The 25,539-nt window shown below is 60.4% G+C and carries 23 protein-coding genes and 1 pseudogene; 14 read left to right on the forward strand and 10 right to left on the reverse strand.

Annotated features, from left to right (window positions below; genetic code table 11):
* Positions 1-297: 297 nt before the first annotated feature.
* On the forward strand, positions 298-3,390 hold the full coding sequence (locus tag ACYVHK_RS10565) for a sensor histidine kinase (protein ID WP_460531059.1): 3,093 nt from the start codon (positions 298-300) through the stop codon (positions 3,388-3,390).
* 107 nt (positions 3,391-3,497) lie between these two features.
* Here the strand turns inward: ACYVHK_RS10565 and ACYVHK_RS10570 are convergent, their stop codons facing one another.
* Positions 3,498-4,436, reverse strand: a complete 939-nt coding sequence (locus ACYVHK_RS10570; RefSeq protein ID WP_460531062.1) for a GlxA family transcriptional regulator — start codon at positions 4,434-4,436, stop codon at positions 3,498-3,500.
* Between the two features lie 118 nt (positions 4,437-4,554).
* Here ACYVHK_RS10570 and ACYVHK_RS10575 point away from each other — a divergent pair, with 118 nt between their 5' ends.
* The gene (locus ACYVHK_RS10575; RefSeq protein WP_460531065.1) at positions 4,555-5,352 is read left to right on the forward strand and encodes an SDR family NAD(P)-dependent oxidoreductase; all 798 of its coding nucleotides are present in this window, start codon (positions 4,555-4,557) and stop codon (positions 5,350-5,352) included.
* A gap of 32 nt (positions 5,353-5,384) precedes the next feature.
* Complete coding sequence (locus ACYVHK_RS10580) at positions 5,385-6,149, forward strand: SDR family oxidoreductase (RefSeq protein ID WP_460531069.1); 765 nt, start codon at positions 5,385-5,387, stop codon at positions 6,147-6,149.
* A gap of 189 nt (positions 6,150-6,338) precedes the next feature.
* Here the strand turns inward: ACYVHK_RS10580 and ACYVHK_RS10585 are convergent, their stop codons facing one another.
* A complete protein-coding gene (locus ACYVHK_RS10585) occupies positions 6,339-7,262 on the reverse strand; it encodes a LysR family transcriptional regulator (RefSeq protein WP_460531072.1) in 924 nt (307 codons plus the stop codon).
* 118 nt (positions 7,263-7,380) lie between these two features.
* Here ACYVHK_RS10585 and ACYVHK_RS10590 point away from each other — a divergent pair, with 118 nt between their 5' ends.
* Together ACYVHK_RS10590 and ACYVHK_RS10595 are read left to right on the forward strand one after the other, a co-directional pair.
* Positions 7,381-8,184: a carboxymuconolactone decarboxylase family protein gene (locus ACYVHK_RS10590; RefSeq protein ID WP_460531075.1), complete on the forward strand. Its 804-nt coding sequence runs from the start codon at positions 7,381-7,383 to the stop codon at positions 8,182-8,184.
* Positions 8,185-8,485: 301 nt separating this feature from the next.
* The gene (locus tag ACYVHK_RS10595; protein WP_460531078.1) at positions 8,486-9,016 is read left to right on the forward strand and encodes a GNAT family N-acetyltransferase; all 531 of its coding nucleotides are present in this window, start codon (positions 8,486-8,488) and stop codon (positions 9,014-9,016) included.
* A gap of 56 nt (positions 9,017-9,072) precedes the next feature.
* On the opposite strand, the gene ACYVHK_RS10600 is transcribed toward ACYVHK_RS10595, so the two are convergent.
* The 3 genes from ACYVHK_RS10600 to ACYVHK_RS10610 form a co-directional block, all read right to left on the reverse strand.
* Positions 9,073-11,094 (reverse strand): HEAT repeat domain-containing protein, encoded by a 2,022-nt coding sequence (locus ACYVHK_RS10600; RefSeq protein WP_460531081.1) that lies wholly within the window; start codon positions 11,092-11,094, stop codon positions 9,073-9,075.
* Between the two features lie 183 nt (positions 11,095-11,277).
* Positions 11,278-12,150, reverse strand: coding sequence for an SDR family oxidoreductase (locus tag ACYVHK_RS10605; RefSeq protein WP_460531084.1), 873 nt, complete (start codon positions 12,148-12,150; stop codon positions 11,278-11,280).
* 103 nt (positions 12,151-12,253) lie between these two features.
* On the reverse strand, positions 12,254-12,919 hold the full coding sequence (locus tag ACYVHK_RS10610; protein ID WP_460531087.1) for an O-methyltransferase: 666 nt from the start codon (positions 12,917-12,919) through the stop codon (positions 12,254-12,256).
* 78 nt (positions 12,920-12,997) lie between these two features.
* Here ACYVHK_RS10610 and ACYVHK_RS10615 point away from each other — a divergent pair, with 78 nt between their 5' ends.
* Positions 12,998-13,630, forward strand: coding sequence for a TetR family transcriptional regulator (locus tag ACYVHK_RS10615; RefSeq protein ID WP_460531090.1), 633 nt, complete (start codon positions 12,998-13,000; stop codon positions 13,628-13,630).
* A gap of 470 nt (positions 13,631-14,100) precedes the next feature.
* Here ACYVHK_RS10615 and ACYVHK_RS10620 read toward each other — a convergent pair whose 3' ends face one another.
* Positions 14,101-14,970 carry an SDR family oxidoreductase gene (locus ACYVHK_RS10620; protein ID WP_460531093.1) on the reverse strand — a complete coding sequence of 290 codons (870 nt, stop codon included), beginning with the start codon at positions 14,968-14,970 and terminating at the stop codon, positions 14,101-14,103.
* Between the two features lie 41 nt (positions 14,971-15,011).
* A complete protein-coding gene (locus tag ACYVHK_RS10625; RefSeq protein WP_460531096.1) occupies positions 15,012-15,944 on the reverse strand; it encodes an NADP-dependent oxidoreductase in 933 nt (310 codons plus the stop codon).
* Positions 15,945-16,059: 115 nt separating this feature from the next.
* On the opposite strand from ACYVHK_RS10625, the gene ACYVHK_RS10630 reads away from it, so the two are divergent.
* The 3 genes from ACYVHK_RS10630 to ACYVHK_RS10640 all read left to right on the forward strand — a co-directional run bounded on the left by ACYVHK_RS10630 (position 16,060) and on the right by ACYVHK_RS10640 (position 18,539).
* Positions 16,060-16,938: a LysR family transcriptional regulator gene (locus ACYVHK_RS10630; RefSeq protein ID WP_460531099.1), complete on the forward strand. Its 879-nt coding sequence runs from the start codon at positions 16,060-16,062 to the stop codon at positions 16,936-16,938.
* A gap of 189 nt (positions 16,939-17,127) precedes the next feature.
* A complete protein-coding gene (locus ACYVHK_RS10635) occupies positions 17,128-17,892 on the forward strand; it encodes a hypothetical protein (RefSeq protein WP_460531102.1) in 765 nt (254 codons plus the stop codon).
* A gap of 80 nt (positions 17,893-17,972) precedes the next feature.
* The gene (locus ACYVHK_RS10640; protein ID WP_460531105.1) at positions 17,973-18,539 is read left to right on the forward strand and encodes a phospholipase D family nuclease; all 567 of its coding nucleotides are present in this window, start codon (positions 17,973-17,975) and stop codon (positions 18,537-18,539) included.
* Positions 18,540-18,581: 42 nt separating this feature from the next.
* Here ACYVHK_RS10640 and ACYVHK_RS10645 read toward each other — a convergent pair whose 3' ends face one another.
* On the reverse strand, positions 18,582-19,712 hold the full coding sequence (locus ACYVHK_RS10645) for an FAD-dependent oxidoreductase (protein WP_460531108.1): 1,131 nt from the start codon (positions 19,710-19,712) through the stop codon (positions 18,582-18,584).
* Positions 19,713-19,817: 105 nt separating this feature from the next.
* Here ACYVHK_RS10645 and ACYVHK_RS10650 point away from each other — a divergent pair, with 105 nt between their 5' ends.
* Positions 19,818-20,489, forward strand: coding sequence for a TetR/AcrR family transcriptional regulator (locus ACYVHK_RS10650; RefSeq protein WP_460531111.1), 672 nt, complete (start codon positions 19,818-19,820; stop codon positions 20,487-20,489).
* A 254-nt stretch (positions 20,490-20,743) separates the two neighbouring features.
* Here ACYVHK_RS10650 and ACYVHK_RS10655 read toward each other — a convergent pair whose 3' ends face one another.
* On the reverse strand, positions 20,744-21,727 hold the full coding sequence (locus ACYVHK_RS10655) for a LysR family transcriptional regulator (protein WP_460531114.1): 984 nt from the start codon (positions 21,725-21,727) through the stop codon (positions 20,744-20,746).
* A gap of 94 nt (positions 21,728-21,821) precedes the next feature.
* Between ACYVHK_RS10655 and ACYVHK_RS10660 the strand changes: the two genes are divergently transcribed.
* Positions 21,822-22,820, forward strand: coding sequence for a sodium-dependent bicarbonate transport family permease (locus ACYVHK_RS10660; protein WP_460531117.1), 999 nt, complete (start codon positions 21,822-21,824; stop codon positions 22,818-22,820).
* Between the two features lie 142 nt (positions 22,821-22,962).
* Here ACYVHK_RS10660 and ACYVHK_RS10665 read toward each other — a convergent pair whose 3' ends face one another.
* On the reverse strand, positions 22,963-23,346 hold the full coding sequence (locus ACYVHK_RS10665) for a VOC family protein (RefSeq protein ID WP_460531120.1): 384 nt from the start codon (positions 23,344-23,346) through the stop codon (positions 22,963-22,965).
* A gap of 72 nt (positions 23,347-23,418) precedes the next feature.
* Here ACYVHK_RS10665 and ACYVHK_RS10670 point away from each other — a divergent pair.
* From ACYVHK_RS10670 to ACYVHK_RS10680, 3 genes and pseudogenes are all read left to right on the forward strand, one after another.
* Positions 23,419-24,228: pseudogene (locus ACYVHK_RS10670) on the forward strand (cryptochrome/photolyase family protein).
* A 386-nt stretch (positions 24,229-24,614) separates the two neighbouring features.
* Positions 24,615-24,800: a hypothetical protein gene (locus tag ACYVHK_RS10675; RefSeq protein ID WP_460531123.1), complete on the forward strand. Its 186-nt coding sequence runs from the start codon at positions 24,615-24,617 to the stop codon at positions 24,798-24,800.
* Positions 24,801-24,821: 21 nt separating this feature from the next.
* Positions 24,822-25,520 carry a Rossmann-fold NAD(P)-binding domain-containing protein gene (locus ACYVHK_RS10680; RefSeq protein ID WP_460531126.1) on the forward strand — a complete coding sequence of 233 codons (699 nt, stop codon included), beginning with the start codon at positions 24,822-24,824 and terminating at the stop codon, positions 25,518-25,520.
* The last annotated feature ends 19 nt before the right edge of the window (positions 25,521-25,539 follow it).

The following is a 25,539-nucleotide window of genomic DNA, read 5'->3' on the forward strand; positions in this document are numbered from 1 at the left end:
TCCCCCTATTGAGACAGGCTGGCCGGTCGCTCCGCAGGCTGGCCAGTTGCCGATCAAGCGTCAATGCACTCGATCGCTTGAGGGCCCCGGGCTTGTACGGATCATGAAATCCGGGTTCAAGTTGACGCTGCGTCATACTGAAGCAATAAAAGCGCCGAACCCCGTAGCGCTCCGATACCCGACTACAGTAGGATGCCCGCACGAGCCCCAATAAAAAATGGCTGGAGGAGATCAAACGGGTTCAGTGCGTATTGCGCGCCAGACCACCTGCTTGATAACAGCCTGAGATTCAATGTCTTGATCCTATACGCCCATGATTTTCTGGAGACAACTCCGACAACTCCAGCATGCGCTACCCGCCTTGCCCGCATCCTCGGCAGCCTGATCCTGTTACTTATCGTCGCATGCCTGCCCGCGCGAGCGCTGGACGATACCCTGCGCCTTGAGGACTACCACCACGAGACCTGGTCCAGCAAGCAAGGTGCACCCAGCGGGATTACCGGCATGGCACAGACCCGGGATGGCTGGCTATGGCTGGCAACCGACAACGGCCTCTACCGCTCTGACGGGGTTCGCTTCGAACCCTTCAAACCCTACCCGGGAGAACAACTGCTGGGCAGGCGTATTGGTACGCTCTATGCCGCGCCCGACGGTGATTTGTGGATCGGCTATATCACGGGTGGCGTAAGCCGCCTGCATCAGGGACGTTTACAGCACCACTCGCGGCAGCAAACCCCTCTCGGCGTGCCTTACGAGATCACTGTCGATACGGACGGCACGCCCTGGGTTGCCAGCAACAACGGCCTGCACCGCCTGAGACAGGGAAAATGGCAGCAACTGGGTGCCGCAAGCGGGCTGCCGGGTACACGGATCGAGAACATCTTTCTGGACCACCATGGAGAGCTCTGGACCGCCAACGGCCAGGCGGTTTTTCGCTTTGACCGCACGACAGAGCGCTTTTCGCCCACCGGCATCAGCCTGAGCAACGGCAGCTTTGATGCGGCGCCCGACGGCAGCATCTGGGTCACCGATGTGCGGCGAGTGCAACGCTTACCCGCGCCGCTCGTCCCGTCGTCACAGGCACGCCCGGACTGGATCAACCAATCCACCTCCCGTTACGGCCTGTTCGACCGGGAGGGCAGCTACTGGTCGGTGAACTGTCCAAACGGCATCTGTCGCATTGCCGGACCAGCCCTACATAGCCAACAAGTATTGCAGCCAGAGACCGACGCGACCGACCGCCTCGATAAGCATTGGCAGTTGAGCAGCATCAATACGGTGGCGATGCTGGAGGATCGGGAAGGCAACATCTGGGTAGCGACCTGGGCGGGGCTGGAGCGATTCCGGCATAACAAACTGATCACCTACCCTTTGCCTGAGCTGGCTGGTCTGACCGAACTCGCTGCAGATGCCGATGGCCGCCTTTGGGCTTCGTCCCTCAATAAAAAAGGACAGCGGTGGCTGCTGCAGGAGAATCACCCTCCGATCGCCGCCCCCAACCCGACGTACGTTCGTATCGCCGCCGGAATGCACGGTTCTGTACTGATGGGCAGCGATACTGCGATCGAGCGGCAGCGCGGTGACGTTAGCGAGCGCATACCGTTGCCTGATGGCGCCGTTCCCCCAGGGCAGTCATCGAATTTCGCCCGGGGTGTGATGACCATGGTGGAAGATGGTCACAGCCTCTGGACCATCGTCATGAGCCGCGGGCTCTATCGCTATACCGATGGCCGCTGGGAGAGTGCGGAAGCGCTCGGGTTACCCAAGTCACCGGTCTTTCTTGCCAGTAGTGAGGCCGGCGTTGTCTGGCTGGGCTATCGCAACAACGAGCTTATCCGCTATGAGCATGGCAAACAGCGCCGGTTTACTGCCAAGGATGGCCTGAACACCGGCGCGGCCTCCTATATTCATTCGGGCAAAGACCTGCTGGTATCGGGTGACAACGGTTCGGTGGTCCTCAAGGGCGAGCGCTTTGTCACGCTGAAGACCGATGACCCGGAGCTGCTGGTGAATGTCTCAGGTGCCGTAACGACACCCGATGGCGACGTGTGGCTCAATGGCGCCAAGGGCCTGGTGCATGTCACCGCCCGGGATTGGCAGGCGGCCATGGCCAACCCGGACCAGATGCTGCGCCATGAATTGTTCAACACCCTCGACGGCTATCCTGGCCGCGCACAGAACCTGATGCGCATGGCGTCTGCCTTGCTCAACACCGACGGAAAGCTGTGGGTGGTTGGCAACGCCGGCATTGCCTGGTTGAACCCCGGCAGGTTGCACCGCAATCCACTCAGCCCCCCGGTCTACGTGCTTGGTGTCCATACAGACCAGCAGGACTACCCGGCCGGGGTTCCCATCGAGCTCCCTGCCGGCAGCAGCAGCCTGCGTATCGACTACACCGCACTGGGCTACACCATGCCGGAGCGTGTGCGTTTCAAATACCGGCTCGAAGGCGTGGACAAGGATTGGCAGGATGCAGGAACGCGACGTGCCGCCTTCTATACCAACCTGGCACCGGGCGATTATCACTTCCGCGTAGTCGCCAGCAATGAGGATGGTGTCTGGAACACCGTAGGCGACAGCCTGAACTTCAGCATCGCGCCCACCTTTGTGCAGTCGCACCTGTTCCTGGCCCTGTGCCTTTGCCTGATCCTGCTGGCTGGTTACGGGCTTTACCAATGGCGCATACGCCAGCTCACCAGCCAGGCCCGTATCAAGCTGACGGAGCGGGAGCGCATTGCCCGAGCACTACACGACACGCTGCTGCAAGGCATGCAGGCGACAATCCTGCGTTTTCAGAACATGACGAACCGACTCTCACTGGACGAGAACGAACAAGCGCGGGCAGAGCAGATACTGGCCCAGGCCGACGCCATGTTGATCGAGGGCCGCGACCAGGTCATGGAGCTGCGCCTCTCCCACGATCTGCATGGCGATCTGCGATCAGCCTTGGCCGAGGCCGGGGCCTGCATGGCAGCAGACCACCCTGCGACCTTCACCATGCGGACGGATGGAGAGCCCATACCGCTCAAACCTGCCATCCATGACGAGGCCTACAGCGTCGCCCGCGAAGCGCTGAGCAATGCCTTCCGCCATGCACAGGCCAGTCATATCCATCTGCTTCTGGTCTTTGATCCGGAACAGCTGGCGATCCATATCCAGGACGACGGCAAGGGGATGGATACCGAGATCCTGACAGCCGGCCAGCGACTAGGCCACTGGGGCCTGAGCGGCATGCGCGAGCGGGCCGACCGCATCGGTGCCCGGCTGCGCATCAATCCACTAGCGGAGCGCGGCACCGAAGTCACTCTCACCGTTCCCGGTAAGCTCGCCTACCGTGATCGGGGACGCAGAAGGTGGCGGGACCGCTTGCTACTTTGGCTAAGACACTGAACCAGTTGCAAAGGGACGGACCCTTAACGCTTTCAACCCACCCACGCCCCTTGAAGCAAGTGGGTTGATCATCCGACTAGCGACCGACAACGCCGGTCCATCAGTCATCAATCAGGACTACGACGCAAGGCCTGCGGCGCAATGCCAAAGCCACGGATAAACACCTCCCGCATATGGCGACGATCCCGGAAGCCGGTCTCCCGGGCAATGACCTCCAGCGTATGGCGGCTTTGCTCGATCATCAGACGGGCAGCCTCCAGGCGCAGCCCTTCTATGGCCTTGGCGGGCGACTGGCCCGTCTCAGCCGTAAAAACGCGGGTGAATTGTCGGGGACTCAGGTTGGCGGCATCGGCCAGATCTTCCACCGTCAGCGCGGAGGCCAGGTTCTGGCGGGCATAGTTGAGCACATTCTGGATACGGTCTGTCTTGGGTGCGAGGTTCAGCATTTCCGAGTGCTGTGATTGCCCTCCAGCACGGTGCTGGTGCATGACCAGCTTGCGGGCGACCGAACGCGCAATTTCGCTACCCAGGTCTTTCTCCACCATGGCAAGCGCCAGATCGAGGCCTGCCGTCATGCCGGCCGATGTCCAGATCGGCCCGTCAACAATGTAGATACGGTCTTCCTCCACCACGATATCCGGGTGCCGACGCTTCAGCGCTTGCGCAAACGCCCAGTGCGTGGTGGCGCGATGCCCCGCCAGCAAGCCGGCCTCTGCCAGCACAAAGCCGCCCGTACAGATCGCCGCGATGCGACGTGCTCGCAGCCCCTCCTTGCTCAGAAAAGCAAGCACGCCCGGCTGCGCCGGGACCGCAATCGGATCATTCACACCAGTGACTACCCAGGTATCGACCTGCCCACTGGTTGCCAGCGGCAGCGTGCCGATATGCATGCCGAGTGACGATCTGAGTTCCCCACCGTTCAATGAATAGTTGCCCACAACGTAGAAGGGTTCGCCCGCCACCATGTTGGCGTACTCAAACACGGTCTGCGTGGCCAGGGCCATGACCTGGAAGTTTTCTGCCAGCAGATAGCCGATGTGATGCATGACCTTGCGCCTTGTCGTATGTCCTGAATCATGACCATAAACGTCATTCAAGACAAACTCAAGACCCTTAGGATGTCGTCAAGCACCAACCGACAACCTTTCAGCAAGGAGAAACACCATGTCCCAAGCACATCAAGGCACTGCATTGGTCACCGGCGCATCCAGCGGCATTGGCGCCATCTACGCCGAACGACTTGCTCGCCGCGGCTATGACCTGATCCTGGTGGCCCGCAACCGGGCTCGTCTCACCGAGCTGGCACAGCGCATCACCAGTGCCACCCAGCGGAGCGTGGAAGTCCTGGATGCGGATCTCAACGACAAGGCCGACCTCGCCACGGTAGAAGCCAAACTAAGGGAAGACGCCAGCATCACCCTGCTGGTGAACAACGCCGGCATCGGCACCCACACCCCGCTGCTCGATAGCGATATCGACAAGATGCACGCCATGATCGACCTGAACGTCACCGCGCTGACCCGCCTGACCTACGCGGCCATCCCCGGCTTTGTGGCACGCGGCAAGGGGGCGGTCATCAATATCTCGTCCATCGTGAGCATCGCGCCGGAGATCCTCAACGGCGTGTACGGGGGCAGCAAGGCCTACGTCCATGCCTTCAGCCTCTCCCTGCACCATGAGTTGGCCGGCAAAGGCATACGTGTACAGGCCGTACTGCCCGGCGCCACCGCGACCGACTTCTGGGCCACAGGCGGCCTGCCGGTGGAACACCTGGACCAAGCCATCGTGATGACGGCAGAGAACATGGTAGACGCCGCCCTCGTGGGCTTTGACCGTGGTGAGCTGATCACCATCCCCTCCCTGCACAAGCTCGAAGACTGGGACGCCTACGAGGCCGCACGCCGCGCCCTCTCTACCCAGCTCTCCAGTAATACGCCAGCACCGCGCTATCTCGCAGCCTGATCCGCCGACCAACACCACGAGGCATCCTCATCATGAAACTCAGCGGCAATACTATTTTCATCACTGGCGGCACATCGGGCATTGGTCGTGGTCTGGCTGAAGCCTTCCATCAACGCGGCAACAAAGTGATCATCGCCGGCAGGCGCAAGGCGCTGCTGGACGAGGTGACACGCGCCAATCCGGGCATGGATTCGATTGAGCTGGACGTGAGCGACGCGGCGCAGATCAAGGCCGTCGCCGAACAGCTGACCAGCCGTTACCCGGCACTTAACGTGGTGATCAACAACGCCGGCATCATGCCGTTCGACGAAATAGGAACCGGCAATCACGACGATGCGCAAGCCGTGCAGTTGCTGGAAACCAATGTACTCGGTCCAGTGCGAGTCAGTGCCGCCTTTGTGGAGCACCTCAAATTGCAGCCGGAGGCCTACCTGATCAATAACAGCTCAGTCCTGGCTTTCCTGCCATTGGCCAATACCGCGCTGTATTCAGCCACGAAGGCAGCGATCCACTCCTACACCCTGTCGCAGCGCTTTGCCCTGCGCGATAGCACGGTCCAGGTCCTGGAAATCGCCCCGCCCTGGGTCGATACCGACCTGATCTACAAGAGCGGTGACCCACGCGCCATGCCACTCAATGATTTCATTGACGAGACCATGGACAAGCTCGCGACCAACAACCCGGAAGCTTTCGTCGACCGCATCAGCGACCTGAGGAACAACCCCGGCAGTGGTGAATACACACTGATTGAGCAATTCAATCTCTCACTGATCGACAACCCGATCCCCGTAGCTTGATAGCCTGATAGTTTGCCAACCCGGTCACCCTTGCAGTGACCGGGTCGTTGCTCTTTGCGTCATGCTGCGTGGGTGCCGGATTACAGGGCTGCGAGCTGCCCGCGCCTGGCTCAGTAGTAGCGCTCAATTTCCACCGTTTGGCGTAACCGGTATGCATGCAAGCTGATGCCAATTTGACTGATAGCGATACTACGGTAAGCGTGTGCCTTCGCTTCGGCGTGCGTAATACCCTCGCACGCTCTCCACAAACGCGCGAACTAGCGCCGACGCCTCATCCGGTCGCAGTGCCACCCCAATACCGATCGATAGCCGCTCCCCCTCCAGCAGCCGCTTGTAGACCACACCCTGGCGCTTGATGGCCTTGAGCGAGCCGGGGATGAGCGCGATACCCTGGCCGTTTGCGATCATGCCGAGCAGCACATGGTGATCGGCTGGCTCCGGGATGAAATCTGGCGAGAAGTTGAACGCCTTGAAGCGGCCCATGCAATGGTCGTAATAGGCGGGATTGAGTGCCCGCCTGAACCAGAACACGGTCTCGGCCTGCAGGTCTGCTAACGCAAGCTGCCGTTTACGGGCCAGTGGATGTCTGGCAGGCACTGCCACGACCAGTGGGTCGTCAAACAGTCGCTCGACCTGCAGGTCTTCGGTCAATGAGGGCAGACCGATCAGGGCGACATCCAACTCCCCCCGCTTCAATGCCTTGATCAGGCCTAGCGAGCGTTGTGGTACGACGTTCAGCTTGATGCCTGGGTGCTGCGACTGGAACAGGGATGCCAGGTCCGGTAGCGCCTGGGCATCTACTACCGTGGTGATGCCGATATTCAATGCCTGCCCAGGTGCCGTCGCATAGTCGCGCGCTTTTTCCAGCATGGCGTCCGCTTGCTCAAGCAGCGCGCGGGCATCCGGCAGAAACCGCTCACCGGCCTCGGTAATGCGTACACCTTGCCGGCTACGCTCGAACAGGGCCACGCCCAGCACCGCTTCCAATTGCTGGATCTGGCGGCTCAGGGGTGGCTGCGTCATGTGCAGCCGTTCCGCCGCGAGCCGGAAGTTCAGTTCTTCTGCCACGGCGATAAAACACGCCAGTTGCTTGTGCTTGAGGGGGCGGTTCATACAAAAAAGGTATCAGCAAAATGGCATTGGTAGCAAACGCTTGTGCCGCCGTAGATTGCATCGGACGAACACCGCTGTGCTCACCCCGAGTACACGCGCCCGACCAAGGAGCCACACCATGAATGACACCCGCTACGCACGCGGCCTGGCGCAACTGCAGCAGGTAGAAGGCAATGAACATCCCGGCATCCTGTCTGCACTCGCCGATATTGCGCCGGACCTCGCCCGGCTGGCTATCGAGTTTGGCTATGGCGATGTCTATGCACGTCCCGGCCTGGCCCCACGTCATCGGCAACTGGCCACCATCGCCATGCTCGCGGCACTAGGCAATGCACGGCCCCAGCTCAAGTTCCATATTCATGGCGCACTCAACGTAGGCTGCACGCCGGCGGAAGTGGTCGAGACCCTGATGCATATCGTGGTCTACGCTGGCATACCGGCCGGGCTCAATGGCATCTTCGCGGCGAAGGAAGTCTTTGAAGAACGGCAGCTATCGCCCGCTTCCTATACCACCACGACGGCAGCACCTCTGGATAGTGGGCAGCGCTACCGCGAGGGATGGGCTGCCCTGGGTGAGATCGATGGCGACGCAGGACTGCGTGTCATTGAAAGCCTGGGCCATATCGCCCCCGACCTGGGGCGCCTGGTGATCGAATTTGCCTTCGGCGATATCTACACCCGCCCCGGGCTGGACCTGCTCAGCCGGGAAATCGTGACCGTTGCAGCGCTCGCCGCCATGGGTACGGCCACGACGCAGCTCAAGGTGCATGTACACGGCCTGCTCAATGTGGGCGGCACCCAGGAAATATTGGTAGAAACCATCCTCCACACCGCCCCCTATGCCGGCTTTCCGGCGGCGATCAATGCCATGCTCGCAGCGCAAGCGGTGCTCGCTGAGCGGGGTGAACACATCTCCCAATGAACCCGAATGGTCGAGCGCAAGGCTTGCACAACCATCTCCACGATCTAGGCCGGCCAGCATGCGTGCCTGCTGCCGAAGCGCAGCGATGGAAGACCTGCAGATGGTGCTGGGCCGTGGCGAGCAGGCGGGGCAGTTGCCGTGTGGATATCTGGCGGCATTGATCTTGCAGGAGTTGGGGACTTGAAGTGCGGAAGCCGCTGAGCAAATGCCAGTTGGCTGCGGTAGGGTGAGGAACACACGGGTACCATCAGGGTGCAGCTTTGCGCTACGCTCCGATACATCGAGCCAACCTCAAACGCCCATGCATATCCCTACCCTGCATACTGATCGCCTGCTGCTTCTTCCGCCTGCTGGCGAAGGTGACGACGCCTACCAGCGCTTCTACACCGATCCGGAAGCATCGCAGTTCTATGGCGGCCCGCTCACGCCAGCGCAGACCTGGGCGCGGTTGGCATCGGACCTGGGTAACTGGCATCTGCAGGGCTTTGGCATCTGGATGGTACAGCGGCGTGCCGAAGGCGATATCGTCGGGACCTGTGGCTTCTGGCAGGGCAAGGGATGGCCGCGCGAACTGACCTGGTGGCTGCTACCTGAAGTACGGGGAACCGGCATTGCGCAGGAAGCATCACGCGCCGCCATTGCCCATGCTTACGATGTGTTCGGCTGGGATGCGGTGCAGACCTATACGAAAGACGACAACCTGCCCGCTCGCGGCCTGGTGCAGCGGCTGGGTGGTACTACCGTGGGACGGCAGATGTTCCCGGACGGCAACGAGCGCTTTCTCTACCATCTGCCGCATCCGCGCGAGATAGTTGGAACAGCAAGTACTTGAGCAGAGATAGGTCGCCATACCCGGCGGGGATTGCGTCCTACCGCGGAGGCTCGACGTCACTCAACGGACGTTGTGTTTCGATGCGCTTCATCTAGTTGCTTGGCGCTCGCCAGCCAGTAGGTACGAGTGCCAGGCGCAGCCAGCCCGTCACGGACCCATGCATCTTGCGCGCGGCTCACCTGCAGCAAAGCCGGTAGCGCAACCAGGACGACATCCAGATCTGTCTCCTTCAGCAAGAGTTCAAGCAGGGCCTGGGTCGCCCCCTGGTCGCCGATCTGCGCCAGTGCAGCGGCCGCGGCTTTGCGCCGCTGAGGCTTGGCGTTACCCAGTTGCTCGATCAGCACAGGCACTGCCGAAGGATCAGCAATACGGCCCAGGGCCTCCAGCGTTTCCTCCACCGCGTAGCCGCTCGCCAATGTGCGCAGGAGATCCGGGATAGCCTCTCGGGTGGCCACTAGCGCCAGGACCTCGGCAATGCAACGCTCGTCCTTCGGGGTGTCTGCACGCTGTAGCGCGGCGCCCAATGCCACGCTGGCTTGAGCACTGGGTGTGCGGCCAAGGGCGAGCATGGCGGCATCTCCTAGCGGTTTATTACCTAGCAACAGGGGAGCCAGAAACTCGGCACAGTCAGGATCGTGAAACATCGAGAGTGCCAGGATATAACGATGCTGGATGTCGCTATTGGCATCCTGTGCGGCGCTGATCAGTGCAGGCAACACCTCCGTCCCCTGCGCTACCAGCGCATTACAGACAACGTGTACGTACTCATTCCGGATGCCCGGCAACAGGCCCAGCAGCAAGGCCCGGACCTCCGGCCCGCTAAGGCTTTCGCAAGCGGCAGCAACCGCCGAGGCGTTCCAATGGAGAGGATCGTCCTCAAGTGTACGAGCCAGACCTTGAAGCCCTTCCGCAAGGCCGAGCTGTGCCAGTGCTTTCGCAACGCCAATGGCTGCCCCTGATTCCAGTTGCGGGAGAATATCCAGCAGATGTTCCGCGGCCTCAGCAGGCGCAGTGTCATACAGCGCCAGGGCGGCTGCCCGACGCACGGTTAGCGACGCCGATTGCAGTGCGACGCGTGGCCATTGCTGCTCACCGGGCCCGGCCAGTTGGCGCAATACCTCGGCAAGGTCGCTGGCATCTCTCGGGACCGTAGCCTCCTCCAGGGCGGCAATCAGCGCGGGCACCGCCTCCTGGGCATTCAACTGTGCCAGGGCGGGTGCCGAGACCTTCACACCGGTTTGCAACAGCGGTCCAATCGCACGGGCATCGCCCAGTCGCCCCAACGCAGTGACGATATCGAGCCGCAGACTCAGTACCGAAGGATCGCCTGTCTTGAAGCGCACGCCACGATTTGGCTGTTCGAGTAGTGCAATCAGCGGCAGCACGGCGGCTGCTTCGTTCATGCCTCCCAAGGCATTGATGCAGGCTTTGCGCACAACGGCATCGCTGTCTTGCAGGGCAGTTAGCAGCAGTTCGGCGTTCGCCGTACTCGCCTTGGCGACAAAAGTGCTGCAAAGCGAGTTGATGATCTCCGAGAAGTCCTTTTTCTTCTCGAACTCTTCCAGTCGCAGTGTACGAATCGCTTCCATCAATTCGGGCAGCCAGCTGCTATCTGCATGCTTGCGAATGGAATCAGCCGCGTCAATCCGAACGGTCACGCTACGATGGCCCAGTGCCTTGAACAGCGGCGCACGCACATCCGGTGACGATACCCTGCCCATCAGCCTCACCGCGGTTGCGACCTCCTCTGCGCTCTTGGATTTACCGAGACGCAAGAGGAACGGCAATGCACCATTTGACGGACGGCTGACGAGCGCATGCTTGGCGGCATCTGCAACAGCTGGCTGATCATCCAGTGTGGCGGCAACCAGGATCGCAGGCACCTGCTCGGCAAGCGAGACAAGCGCTTTCCTGGCCAGGTGTATCTGGAGCACTGAGGCCGAACTGATGAACCCGAGAATGGCGTGGCAGGCCAGCTCCGGGTTAGCTCGGGATAGCGCTTCAAGCGCGAGGAGCACATCAACATCATGCTGGGCGGCCGGCAATTGCGCTGCAAGCGTCTGGCTCAGGTCATCCATGTGCGATTACATCCCTTGATTGAGAACCGGGGGATTACAACACAAGGGATTTTCCAGGCAAAGACACCCAGCTATATTGTCTTTCGTCATGCCACGATCACAAGCGGGCCGCCTTATTTACGCAAGCAAACGGTCGCAAGCCGCAACCTCGCTTGAGATCGCGGTCTGCCACTGCTTTCCTTGCTATGCCTGGTAGTACCCGGCCTGGTCGATATCGGCGAGCAGGCCCGGTCCCTTGGGCTGCCAATCCAGTACCGAGCGGGTGTGCTCACTGCTGGCCGACATATCCAGACCGGCGAAGTGCGCCAACCAGCCAAAGTGCTCCGCATCGCGCTGCTCGACCGGCAGGCCCAGACGGCGGCCGATGACTTCGGCGATCTCCTTGAAGGGCACGCCCTCCTCGCCCACCGCGTGGTAGACCGGTTCGGTCACGCCTTGCTCCAGCGCAAGCCGGTAGACCCGTGCGGCGTCTGACCGGTAGACGCCGGCCCAGCGATGCGTACCATCGCCCATATAAGCCGATACACCTTTCTCACGCGCGATACGAATCAGCATGGGGACAAAACCATAGTCACCCTGACCATGGACCGACGGCGCAAGCCGCACCACGCCAGCCCGCACGCCGAGCTTGGCGACTGCTTGCACTGCGGCTTCCGACTTGCGGAGAAAATCCGGGCTGGGCAGATCGGCCTCGGTCGCGGCGCGGCCGGATGCCAGCCGGGCAAGGCCCGAAGTGACGAGCAGCGGGCGCGACGAACCCACCAGCACCTCACCCAGCGTCTCAATGGTGCGCCGATCCTGCTCGGCACTCTGCGCAAAGCGGGAAAAATCATGGTTGAACGCAGTGTGGATGACCGCGTCTGCCGCCGAGGCTGCATTGCGCAGTACGTCCATATCATCCAGGTCGGCACGGATGACCTGCACGCCCTTGGCGGCGAGCGACGCGGCCTTGTCATCCGTGCGCGCCAGGCCGGCTACCTGATGGCCCGCGTTGATCAGTTCCTGAACGACGGCAGAGCCAACCCAGCCGGTTGCACCAGTTACGAATACTTGCATTTACGCTTCTCCTTATCGTCCGCCTGCCACCCCGTTCGAGTGGCCAGGCGATCGATGTAGGTAATCAGTTGGTACACCTGCAGGTCGGCAGGTGCGGTTTGCTTCACCCCAGCCGCATGGACAATTCCACGTCCTCGCCAAGCGGGATGGATAGATAACCGACAGCAGGCGAACGCACCCGTGCCAGATAGTCGGGGCAATAGTCGGTGTTGTCGGCAATCACGAAAGCACCGGGCCGCAAGCGGCTTTCCAGCAGGTCCAGAATGTCCGAGTACAGTGATTTGGCACCGTCGAGCAGCAGGAGATCGATGGTGTCCGGCAGGTCGTGACGAAGGGTTTGCAGGGCATCCCCTTCGCGTAGTTCGACCAGATCAAGCAGGCCGCCAGCAGCCAGGTTGTCGCGGGCTCTTGCTACCTTGGAAGGCTCGAACTCACTGGTGATCAACCGGCCACCGCCGTTGTCGCGCAGGGCGGCGGCAAGGTGCAGGGTCGAGATACCGAAGGAGGTGCCGAACTCGACAATGTTCTGCGCACGGTTGCTGCGTGCCAGCATGTAGAGCAAGGTGCCCGTTTCTTCCGAGACCGGCAGTGCGATGTCCTTCAGGCGTCCATACAGATCAAGGTAATCGGTCTTGCTACGCATCAGCTGGTTCTGTTCGTCGTCGGACAGGTCGGCCACCGCACGGCCTATCCGGGGGGCGGATTCTGCAGCCTCCTGAAACAGGCGGCCCAGCAAGGCCGAAAGATGGTTGGTGGTCAGGGTTGTCATGGAATTCTCCGTGTTGAAATGACAGCGCTATAATGCGACGAATCATTCACATTTCGTATTCGCATTCCGAGCGCCCCCATGACTGACCGCCAAAAAGCCCAGATTTCCTCGCGCAAGCAGCCCCAGCAGGCCCGCTCGACCGAGCTGGTCGCGACCATCCTGCAAGCAGCTACTCAGGTTTTGGCGAAGGAAGGTGCCCAACGATTCACCACGGCGCGGGTGGCTGAGCGCGCCGGCGTGAGCATCGGGTCGGTCTACCAGTACTTCCCGAACAAGGCGGCAATCCTGTTCCGGCTGCAGAGTGATGAGTGGCAGCAGACCCTGGACATGCTGAGCGGCATTCTCGCGGACGGAAAAAAACCGCCGCAGGAGCGACTGCGCACCTTGGTCCATGCCTTTGTGCGGTCCGAATGCGATGAAGCCGAAATGCGCGTAGCCCTGAGCGATGCCGCACCGCTCTACCGCGACGCACCCGAGGCCATCGAGGCCAAGCGCGAGGGTGAACATATCATCGCCAACTTCATGGCCGAGGCACTCCCCCACGCCAGCGAAGCCCAGCGCGCCCTGGCAGGCGAACTGATCAAGGACACGCTCAGCGCCGTAGGCAAGCAGTTCTCGGAAAACCCGCGTACGGTGAAGGCGATCAAGGCGTATTCGGACGCAATGGCGGATATGTTTTGTGCTTATCTGACCAGCTTGAATCAGGGTTGAGCTAAGGTAGTGCCATCAAAATGTAGGGCGCAATCCCCGTAGGGCATTGCGCCATATTGTTCGCACATAGACAGATGCACGCCCCTCATTCGGCCCTACCCTTTGCTTTCGCAACCTAGCCTTACCGAAGCTGAACCACGAATGCGGCGCAATGCCCTTCGGGGATTGCGCCCTACGTACTAACTACCAATTCCCTCGTCCATTTCAGGCATCGCCAATAGCGGACAACTCACCTGTAGGTTGGGTTGAGCGTAGTGAAGCCCAACAGACGGCTCACCGCACCGGCGCGTTGGGCTTCGCTACGCTCAACCTAACCTACCCAAGCGATCAACTTTGCGCTTGCAGGGTGGATGAGCCGAAGGCGTTATCCACCACTTTCACTTAACCCCTGCGCGCGCAAACCCGCCGCTGCCGCTCAACATGTAGGGCGCTATCCCAAAAAGGGATACCGCCCTAGACTGCACTTCAAGTCAAACTGGCTGCACCAACTCCTCGACCAGCGCCTCATAGCGTCGCAGCGGCCGGCCCAGCAGCAGTTCCAGGTGCTGCACGGCGCCGGGTGCCGGCTTCATACCGAGTTGCTGGATACGCCCCATCATCAGGCGCATGTCGTAGGCCATCCAGCTTGGCATGGCCTGGGCCAGTTGCATCTCGAAAGCCTGCAGGTCATCACCACCGTAATGAATATCCCGCTTGAGCGCCTTGCTCCAGATGGCAGCCACCGCCGCGCCGGTCAGGGAATCAGGCCCCACCACGTCCAGGGTCAACTGGGGTAGCGGCGTCGGAGCCCGGTCGCGACGCAGCAACTCGGCGACGGCGACATCGGCAATGTCACGCGTATCCACCATGGCCACACCGGCTGTGCCAATGGGCATGGGGTAGACGCCATAACCTTCGATCACCGCCTGGACCGTTTTATCGTTCTGCATGAAGTACGCAGGCCGCAGCACGGTTGCCGGCAGGTCCAGACTCTGGATCATCCGCTCCACGGTGTGCTTGCCGGTGAAGTGGGGCACGTCGGTGTATTGGTCCGCATGGATGACTGAGAGGTAGACAATGCGTTCGACACCCGCCTCACGTGCCAGGCTCAGCGCCAGGAGCGCCTGCGTCACTTCATCCGGTGTCACGGCGTTGAGCAGGAAGAGCGTGCGGACCCCGCCCAACGCGACGCGCATAGCGGCAACGTCGGTGAGATCGCCTACCACTTCGCTGGCACCTGCCGGCAGGTTTGCCTTGCCCGCCTGGCGGACCAGGGCTTTGACGGTGGCGCCCTGCTTGGCCAAACCCTGGACAACGAGGGACCCGATGGTGCCTGTGGCACCGGTAACAAGAATGCTCATGGTAATGCTCCTGATTAAATGGTGAATGGGTCAGAGAGGGATCAGAGAGAGAAGTCGACGACGGCCTTGCCGCGACCCGCGCCGGAACGGTTGCGCTCGATGGCGGCGGGCAAGTCGGATAGCGGCACGACGCTACCCACGCGGGCCTGTAGCTCGCCCTGCGCCACCTGCTGGGCCAGTTGCTCAAGCAAGGCGGCGTCCGGTTTCATCATGAACCACAGCCCTCGGCGGCCCGCCGGGGTACGGGCGAGGATGTCTGGCGACGAGGTACCGACGACAACGCCGGTTGGCGACAGCACCTGCCAGCTGCGGTCGAGCACCTCACCGCCGACGTAGTCGAGCACCAGATCGATCTCCTTCACCTCGGTCTCGAAGTGTTGGGTCTGATAGTCGATGACCTGATCGGCACCCAGGGCGCGGACTGCGTCGATATCCTTACCGGCGGCCGTGGCAACCACGAAGGCCCCTTGCTGCTTGGCAAACTGCACCGCAAAGGCACCGAGGCCGCCTGCCGCGCCATGCACCAGCACCCGCTGACCCCGCAGGACCGGACCGGCCATGTGCAGGCTTTGCCAAGCCGCGAGTGCCGCAACCGGCAAGGCCGCCGCGGTGAAGTGATCGAGCCCGGCAGGTATGGGTGCCAGGTTCGCCTCGTTGACGGCAACCAGATCGGCATAGGCACCGAGGCCGCCCAAGGGGCCCATGACGCGATCACCGGGCTTGAAGCGGTTGGCGCCAGATCCGACGGACTCCACCACGCCGGCAAGCTCAATGCCGAGGACCGTTGGCAAGGCGATGGGGAAGGCATCACGGACATAGCCCTCGCGGATTTTCCAGTCCAGGCCGTTGATGCCGGCGGCGCGCACGCTCACCAGTACCTGGCCAGGGCCAGCGACAGGTGCGTTCACAGTGGCAATACGGGTGGCGTTTACATCGCCGTAGCTATCGAGGGTCAATGCGCGGATGGTTTTCATGCTGTGTTCCTTTCGGGTTGGGTTGCATTGGGTAGACGAACGATAAGCCGTTGCAACTCATAAACACAGATGCCAAAATCAAGACATATCGTCTCAAATATGGAACATAAAGCCCGTGGACCTGAATGCCTTGGCAGACTTCAACCTGGTAGCACTGCATGGCGGCTTTGGCCGGGCCAGCCGGGCCAGCCGACGCTCCAAAGCCACCTTGTCACGCCGCGTGGCCGAGCTGGAAGAACAGCTTGGCGTGCGGCTGATCGAACGAGGCGGAAAAGGACTGGAGCTGACCGAGGCAGGCCAACTGCTCTTGAGCCGCACCGAGGGGCCCATGCACGAGATGACCGATGCCCTCGCCTCGGCTCGCGAAGGGACAGGCAAGGTCAGCGGTCGCTTGCGTATCGCCGCCCCTATCCTGTTCTCGCAGCTTGCCATGGGGCGGCTGTGCGCGGAGTTCCGGGTGCAGTACCCGGACGTCGTGATCGAAGTCGTCTCCGAGGACCGGGTCGTCAACCTGGTGGATGAGCACTTCGACGTGGCCATACGCCCCAACCCGAGACCGGACACAGCGCTGGTCGGACGCTGCTTTGCCAAGGACAGGCTGGTGGTCGTCGCCGCACCGGCCATCGCCATGCCCAAATCCGGCGAGCAGCCGGTAAGCGTACCCGCCATCGTGAGCGCGTTCCGGGACGGTGAGACCTGGGTGATTGACGGTGGCAGCCTGACGATCGAACCCATCCCCGTCCTGCGGCTGTCCTCCATGCTCATGCTCAGGGATGCCGCCATGGCCGGGGCGGGGGTCGCGCTGCTGCCTCAGTCCATCGTCTGGCAACAGCTCACGCGGGGTGAATTGGTGCAGTGGGGTGCGGTGGGCGGCAAGGAGGTAGAGCTATGGGTACTCCATCTCTCGCGGCGACTGGCCAGCCCCAAGGTAAAGGCCTTTGTCGAATTCATGTGCTCGCGCTATCCCGATGGCTCGCTGGTGCTTCCGGGTTAGCATGTGAGCGCTGGCGTCCACCGGCAAGCAACCAACAAGAGACCGTGTTGTTGGCGGAAGCGCAGCTACGGTTGCGTTCCATGCTCCCCCAACTCTTGCGCAAGCGTGGGCGGAGCGATAAAAAAAACAGTGTGAAGTCGAAGTACCGGCGGGGTAGTCCACCGATTCGAACCTAGGAGTAGAAACCAAATGCGTTCAGCGCAATGGGAAGACATACAGCAGCGCCTGATCAGTTCATCCCGCCATACCAAAAAAGATCTCAAGATTTTTGAGCGCTTTTTCCTGAAAGGCAAAGACCCGTACGTAGACCGAATTGGCGCAGATCCTATTCCACTCATCTACCGGCTCTGGTTCAGCCCGGACCAAAGTGACGAGGCCTGGCGCAAAATCGTCGACGAGGTTTTTTCCTATCATCCCTGGCAGACCCACCTGAGCCTGGACGAAACGGACAAAGTCATCCGGGACGAATTGAGCAGCTCCAAATATTGCGGCAAGGAAGGCTACCCACTCGGCTTTATGGGCGGCCTGGAAAGAAGGATGTTTGAGTTTCTCGGTGTCGATAGCTCAACAGGCCAGTTCATCAGCTTTGAAGGCCGGCGGATCATTCACCCGCAAGTATTCAATATCCCCTACTACCTCGACCTGATCGGCTGGCTCAGAGGCGATGAATACGTCAATCCGTATAACTTCAGCCTATACAGCCACGAGTTCTGGTATGCCGCGCTGTCTGACGAGTTTTGTGAAAGAATCGTTCAAAAGGAATGGCAACCTTCGGTCACAGAATATTTCGGCCTGGTTCTCCGACACGTCCGCACCCCTGGCCTGCCGGAGAGTGAGCAACGAGAATACTGTCGATTGGTTTTCTCGATGATCGAGAATCGCCCAGTGCCCGGGATGATTAAAACGTGGTGGGAGCAAGAGAAGCAGCGCATGGAGCTTGAGCCGGCGATGTAAGGTTTGCACCTCTGGATGCAAGCAGTCATCCAAGCGCCTCCTTGACCCGCCTTCCTTGATATCACGGAGTCGTCACGCGCATGAAAAACCTCATCCTTGCTTTAGCATTGGCGGCATCGCCACTCACGCAGGCAGCACCGGAAGGTGACAATGCTGCGAACGCTCAAACAGCGGAGACATCGCCTCGCATAGAGAGCGCCTTCTCACCCGATGCCGGTGGCGAGGCGCTGGTGCTGAAGGTGATCGATAGTGCCAACAAGAAGATCCGGCTCGCGGCGTATTCCTTTACCTCGCCCGTCATGGCGCAGGCCTTGATCAAGGCCAAGCAACGCGGGGTGGATGTGCGGGTGATTGCGGACTACAAGCGCAACCTGGGCAAGCCCAGCGTCAAGGCGCTGAGCCAGCTCGTGAAGGCGGGCATCCCTACCCGGACGGTCGCGATCTATGCCATGCACCACGACAAGTACATCGTCGTCGATGACCGCACCGTGCAGAATGGCAGCTACAACTACACCCAGACCGCGGCCCATCTCAATAGCGAGAACGTGATCGTGCACTGGCAACACCCGGATCTGGCACAGGCCTTTCTGCAGCATTGGGAAGACCGCTGGCGCAAGGGTGTGGACTACGCGATCCCAGCCCAATAAGCCCGACCGCCCTACGTCGACCAGGCCGCAGCCGGCGACCAGCTAGCGCGCCAGATGACCACTCAGCAGATCGAGCAAGCCATGTGGCGCGTTGGCACCAAAGCACAGTTCCAGCAGCTCACCGGCCTCTGCTGCCGCCACCGCGCTGCGGCAGAAGAGCGCCTGTTCGTAGTGATGGAGTGCAGCCTCGGTATCGCCCGGATGGGTGATAAGGGCCGCTGCGAGTTCGGCACCGTCGAACATCGCCAGGTTGGCTCCCTCCCCTGACGGTGCCGTCAGGTGTGCGGCATCGCCCAGTAGCGTCACCCCTGGTACGCGCGCCCAGCGGTGATCGACCGGCAGTGCATGGATGGGCCGCAGTACCGGGGTGGTCTCGCCATCGGTAATCAGCGCGGTCAGCGCGGGTACCCAGCCGGTGAATTCGGCCGCCACGCGGGCCAAGGCGGCTGCCGGGTTGGCAAGCTCCAGCTCGGCCACCCAATCGGCCGGCTTGTTCAGCGCCACATAGGTGTGCAGCACGCCATCCGGCTCGCGGTGCGCGACGATGCCTTTGCCCGGCGCCGTGGCATAGAGCGCACCGCCACCCACCATGTCCGCGCTCGCTTTATGGCGAACATCGCTATCCAGCAGGTAGGTCTCGACAAACAGGATGCCGGTATAGGCCGGCTTCGCCGCCGAGAGCAGCGGGCGCACCCGCGACCAGGCACCATCCGCACCGACCAGAAGACCCGCCTCCACTGCGGTGCCATCGGCAAAGTCCAGGCGGTGCCGCCCTTCGCCAAGCGGCGTGACCGCCTGAAGCTTGTGCCCCCAGCGAACGGTACCTTCGGGCAATGCATCAAGCAGGATCTGGCGCAGGTCACCCCGGCGCACTTCGGGCCTGCCACCGGTGCCGTCGTCAGGCTCGTCGAGCAGCAACTGGCCGTGCTGGTCGAGCATGCGCGTGGCCTGCCCACCGGCATGGATGATCTGCTGGAATGCCGCATGGAGACCCGCCGCCCTGAGCGCCTGCTGGCCGTCCTGCTCGTGGATATCGAGCATGCCACCCTGCTTGCGTGCGTCGGCCGATGCATCGGCCTCGTAAACCGTGGCGGCAATGCCGTGCACATGGAGGATGCGCGCCAGCACAAGCCCGCCCAGGCCGGCGCCGATGATGGCGATGGAAGTGTTCATACCTGCTTCTTTCTTGACTGAGACTGTCGGGCATCACGCAGCCGGCAGCAATGGAACAACGTTCCATTATCTTGGAACGGCGTTCCATATGTGTCAAGATGCGGCATGGTCAAGAAAGAACCCAGCACCCAAAGACGGGATGAGTCGCTCTCACGGGAGCGCATTGTCGACGCATCGATCGCGCTACTGGACAGCAGCGGAGAAGCCGGCCTGACGTTCCGCGCCTTGTCGGAACACCTCGCTACCGGCGCAGGCGCCATCTATTGGCACGTCGCCAACAAGAGCGATCTGCTCACCGCCGCCTGCGATGCGATTGTGACCCACACCCTGGATGCGACCAGAGACGATGCATCCCCCAGAGAAAACCTCCGAGCCTTTGCGCTGGGCATGTTCGACGCCATGGACGCACACCCCTGGATAGGATCGGCCCTCATCCATTCCGCCGGGCAGTTGCCGACTGTGCGGGTGCTTGAGCGCATTGGCCAGCAGGTACGCGCCTTGGGTGTGCCGGCGGAAGCACAGTGGGCAAGCACGTCTGCCCTGCTGCATTACATTCTTGGGGTGGGTGGACAGAACGCGGCGAACTCGCAGCTTGCGCAGGCTCGCGATACCGATAGATCGCAGTTCCTGACCGCGATCGCGGCGGCCTGGTCCCAGCTCGACCCGAATGAATATCCGTTCACCCACAGCATGGCCGGACAGTTTCCCGACCATGATGATCGTGGCGATTTTCTGGCAGGGATCGACCTCATCCTCAAAGGGCTGGGGTCACCTTAGTCGCATACCTTCAGGGGCGTCATCCGGTTAAATCCACTGCAAACACGCAATATACCGCTTAGACTCTCGCTCACTCACCAGAGAGTGCAGCACCATCATGCGGCGCAATGCCCTACGGGGATTGCGCCCTACGGACAATCCGTACGGTCACCCTCGTACTGCTGCCTCGATAGCGGCAACATCGATCTTCCGCATCGACATCATGGTCTGGAACGCACGCTTGGCCGGCTCGCCACTCTTGAATATCGTATCAATCAAGACCTCCGCGGTGATCTGCCAGCAGATGCTCCCTTTGTCCTTGTACTTGCCGCACTGGTTTTCCTACCCGCCACAACCGACATTGGCTGTACCGACCCAAGATAGTCACGTAGATGCGCCAGGAATGCGGACGCCACCGGCGGCAACAATTTGCCCCTTGGCTGGACGATGTACCAGTTTGACTCGATCGGGAACCCCACCACATCCAATATGACCAGGCCATCAATAGCCGGATCAGCATGCAAGGTATGGCGGGATAACACCGAGACGCCAAGGTCGGCCGCGACCGAATGCTTGATCGCTTCGTTACTCCCCAGCTCCATACGGATGGCCAGTTGCGTATCCAGTGCCGCGAAGTGACGGTCACACGCACGGCGTGTACCTGACCCCGGCTCTCTCAAGATGAACCGTTCACTCAACAAGGTGGTCAGTGGAATTTGCTGCTGCAAAGCAAGCGGGTGATGGATGGGTGCCACCACAACCAGGGGGTTAGGCAGGAAGGCTTCTGTAGTGACATCCATATCTTCGGGTGGGCTGGACATGATGTAGAGGTCGTCCTCGTTCGAGCGAAGTCGTTGCAGTACACCGTCTCGATTAAGCACGGAGAGGCTCACGTCGACACCCGGATACCGATGGCAGTACCCACCCAGCAGATTGGGCACGAAGTACTTTGCAGTGCTGACAACGGCAACACGCAAGCGCCCACGCTTTAGTCCCTGAATTTCATCGATACGCTGACCAAAGGCTTCCCATTGCTGCTGCATGGCTTGCGCAGACTGCTGGAGCAATCGGCCGGCCTCAGTCAGGAATACCCGCTTACCGATCACCTCATAGAGTGGCAAGCCCACACTCTCTGCCAGCTCTCGCAACTGCATCGAGACGGTCGGCTGGGTGACATGGCACGCTCTTGCAGCAGCGCTGATGCTGCCCTGCTCGGCCAGAGCAAGAAAAAGCTGCAATTGTCGAAAAGTAGCATTCATAGATTTTTATCTATACAAACAATACTAATTATCGATTTTACAGTATTTATCTACCCCCTCTACCATGCGACCCATTCTTCTGAGGACAGGTCACGTGCAAAGTCTGCTAGATCCCGCCATTCTGTTTTTTGTTTTCGGCATCGCCGCCGGGTTGCTCAAGTCCAATCTTGAAATTCCACCGGCTATCTCCCGCTTTCTCTCCCTATACCTCCTTATGGCACTGGGGCTCAAAGGCGGCTTTGCCTTGGCGCATTCAGGCCTGACCGGAGAGGTAGCCATTACCCTCACCATTGCGGTTGGCCTGGCCGTACTGGTCCCCTTATTTGGCTATACGATCCTGCGCCGCGTCGTGGGCGGCTTCGATGCTGCTGCGATCGCAGCAACCTATGGCTCGGTCAGCGCCGTCACCTTTATCACCGCAACACAGTATCTGGAGAGCCGAGGCTACGGCTTTGGAGGGCACATGGCAGCAGCCATGGCCTTGATGGAATCGCCAGCGATCATCCTGGCCGTCCTGCTCGCCAACCAGCTACGGCAAACCGCTGGCGTGGTTGTATCAGGAAATAGCGTTGGCGCAATTGCGCCGCCCGCTACCGCCGGCCTATCTATTGGCAAGGTAGTACATGAGTCTTTGACCGATGGAGCACAACTACTGCTGATCGGTGCAATGCTGGTTGGACTAGCGACCGGTGACGCCGGCAAAGCCGCCATGCAGCCATTCTCGGGCGACCTGTTCAAGGGCATGCTCGCGTTTTTCCTGCTCGACATGGGCCTGAATGCTGCAAGGCAGTTACCCCAACTGCGTGGTAGCTCAGCCTGGCTGTTGGCCTATGCCGTATTCGCCCCCCTTGCCCATGCCAGCTTTGCGCTGCTTGTCTGCTTGATGATGGGCGTACAAGCGGGAAATGCCGCCTTGCTCATGGTTCTCGCCGCCAGCGCATCCTACATTGCCGTCCCAGCCGCATTGCGCTTCGCCATTCCGGAAGCCAGACCCTCGCTCTACTTCGGAATGTCGCTGGGCATTACCTTCCCGTTCAATATCCTGCTCGGTATACCCCTGTATGTGAAGGTATCTCACTGGCTCCTGGGATAGTAAAAGGCAGCTGCAAGGCGATACGATCACGCCTCAGCATTGAACATGGCAAAAGACAGCGGATACCACTCGCCAAAGTCACTGAAACCCCTTTGGCGAGGGCCATCGCTTAGGTAAGCGGTCAGAAACTCCGTGCGCTGAATCAGCCTCTCACCGCCGCTTCGATAACGGCAACGTCGATCTTCCGCATCGACATCATCGCCTCAAACGCACGCTTGGCCGGTGCACCACCCTTGGCCATCGCATCGGTCAAGACCCGTGGTGTGATCTGCCAGTTGATGCCCCACTTGTCCTTGCACCAACCACACTGGCTCTCCTGCCCGCCATTGCCGACGATGGCATTCCAGTACCGGTCAGTCTCAGCCTGATCATCCGTCGCGATCTGGAAGGAAAACGCTTCGCTATGCTTGAACATCGGGCCACCATTGAGGCCGATGCAAGGTATGCCTTTTCCAACTTCAACATAAAATGTTGTCAAGCGGGAAGAGCCCCAAACATAACTGGTTTCGAACTGTCGACCACCCAAGTGGTTTATTTACTAATGGAGGTGAGGCAAGAAACCGACAACGTGCTGCATCACGGATAGAAAATACTCGCCATCTTTGCTGCTATGCGAGATTTCGCCAGCCATCTACGCTCGGCCAACCACCGGGTAAGGTACGTAACGCTGGACGCCCCAAGCAACCGACAGTCCATCCCTGGGAACCTGGAGGCGTTGGCGCAGCACTATTCTGCTGAGCGCATAGAGTGGCAATCGCCGGACGAATGGCACCTCGACGTACAGCTGCGCAACTGGGCAAAACAGCAGCAATGGGCGACGGCAGAGGTTGAAAGCGAACACTTCCTCACAGCCCGGGATAAAATGGCCCACCTGTTTTCCGGGCGAAAACAGTAGCTGATGGATCATTTCTACCGCCAAATGCGCCGCCGGTTCGGGTTACTAATGGACGCACAAGGTAAACCTGAAGGAGGCCAGCGGAACTTCGACCATGACAACCGCAAGCCCTGGCCCGGCAATCCGCCTGAGCCAACGGATGTGCGCCCCGTACACGACCATCGCGCTCTTTGGGATTTGCTGCAGACCAACGGTGTGAAAAGTTTTGGCGATCCGCAAGCAGCAAATGAGCGATGTCCGTTAAACCGCAATGAAGCTTTAATTTGTCTGGAAGCCTTTATTCGAACTGCGCTGCCACATTTTGGCGATTTTGAAGACGCCATGAGCGGCAAGAGTCAACGCTTGTTCCACTCATTACTCTCATTCGCGCTGAACGTGAAGATGCTCCATCCACTAGAAGTGGTGCAGCGTGTCGAAGCGGCCTATCAACGTGGTGATGTGCCGCTGGCAGCTGCGGAAGGATACATTCGACAGATTGTGGGTTGGCGCGAATACGTACGTGGCATCTACTGATCACAAATGCCGGAGTATGACGAGCGCAATGTACTCAATCACAGCTACCCATTGCCAAGCTGGTTTTGGACAGGCGAAACCCGCATGCGCTGCATGCAGCAATCCATTGGCCGGTCGCTACAGACAGCCCATGCGCACCATATCCAGCGCCTCATGGTGATTGGCAATTTTTCGCTTCTGGTCGGATTGGACCCGCAGGCATTGCACCGATGATACCTGGGCGTCTACATCGATGCCTTTGAGTGGGTAGAGCTGCCAAATACGTTAGGCATGAGCCAGTGGGCAGATGGTGGCCTCATAGCCACGAAACCCTACGTGAGCAGCGGCGCTTATATCCACCGCATGAGTGACTACTGCCGAGGATGCCGCTACGACCCCAAGCAAAAATGGGTGAACAAGCCTGTCCCTTCAACGCCTTGTATTGGGATTTTTTTGCACAACACTCGACGTTATTGGGCAGCAATATTCGTCTGGGCATGGTGTTCCGGCAACTGCAAAAAATGCAAGGCCCCCAACTTGTCGCCCTACGTGCCAAAGCCACCGAAAGCCGTGCCCGTATTGAAACGCTGTGAGCATCCGCCAGGAGCACGACCATGCAATCTCTACCCCAAGGTTATCGCGCCCTTGTCATAGGCGGCTCTGGCGCGATCGGTGCGGCCATGGTTAGCCAATTACAGTCCGACCCGCGTTGCGGGCAAGTATTGGCCTTAAGCCGGCGCAGTAATCCGAGTATAGATTTCACCAAGGAATCATCTATCGCGCTGGCAGCAGAGCACTTACGCGACCGGGGGCCATTGCACTTGCTGATCGTGGCTACCGGCATGCTGCACGGTCCAAGCGGACGGCCAGAAAAACGTCTGAGCCAGCTCAACTACGATCATATGATGACCAGCTTCTCCATCAACACATTCGGTCCTGCCGCTGTGATGGCGCACTTTACTCCGCTGCAGGCACGGCATGAACGCGGTCTCTTTGCCGTACTGTCTGCCAAGGTCGGCAGCATAGCCGACAACCGTCTGGGTGGTTGGTACAGCTACCGCACCGCCAAAGCGGCACTAAACATGTTGGTGAAAACGGCGTCGATCGAACTGGCGCGCACACACCCGCAGGCAGTCGTGGCATCGCTCCACCCCGGCACGGTGGATTCCCCTTTGTCTGCCCCGTTTCATACCGAGTACAGCAAGCGCTCGGCGACACAAGCAGCCACTTACTTGCTAAAGGTATTGGATCAGTTGCCCACGGAGGAGAGCGGGAGATTTTGGTCTTATGACGGGCAACGGCTGCCTTGGTAAGGTACGCCGCGTGCTATAG

This window comes from Chitinimonas naiadis (assembly GCF_054780835.1).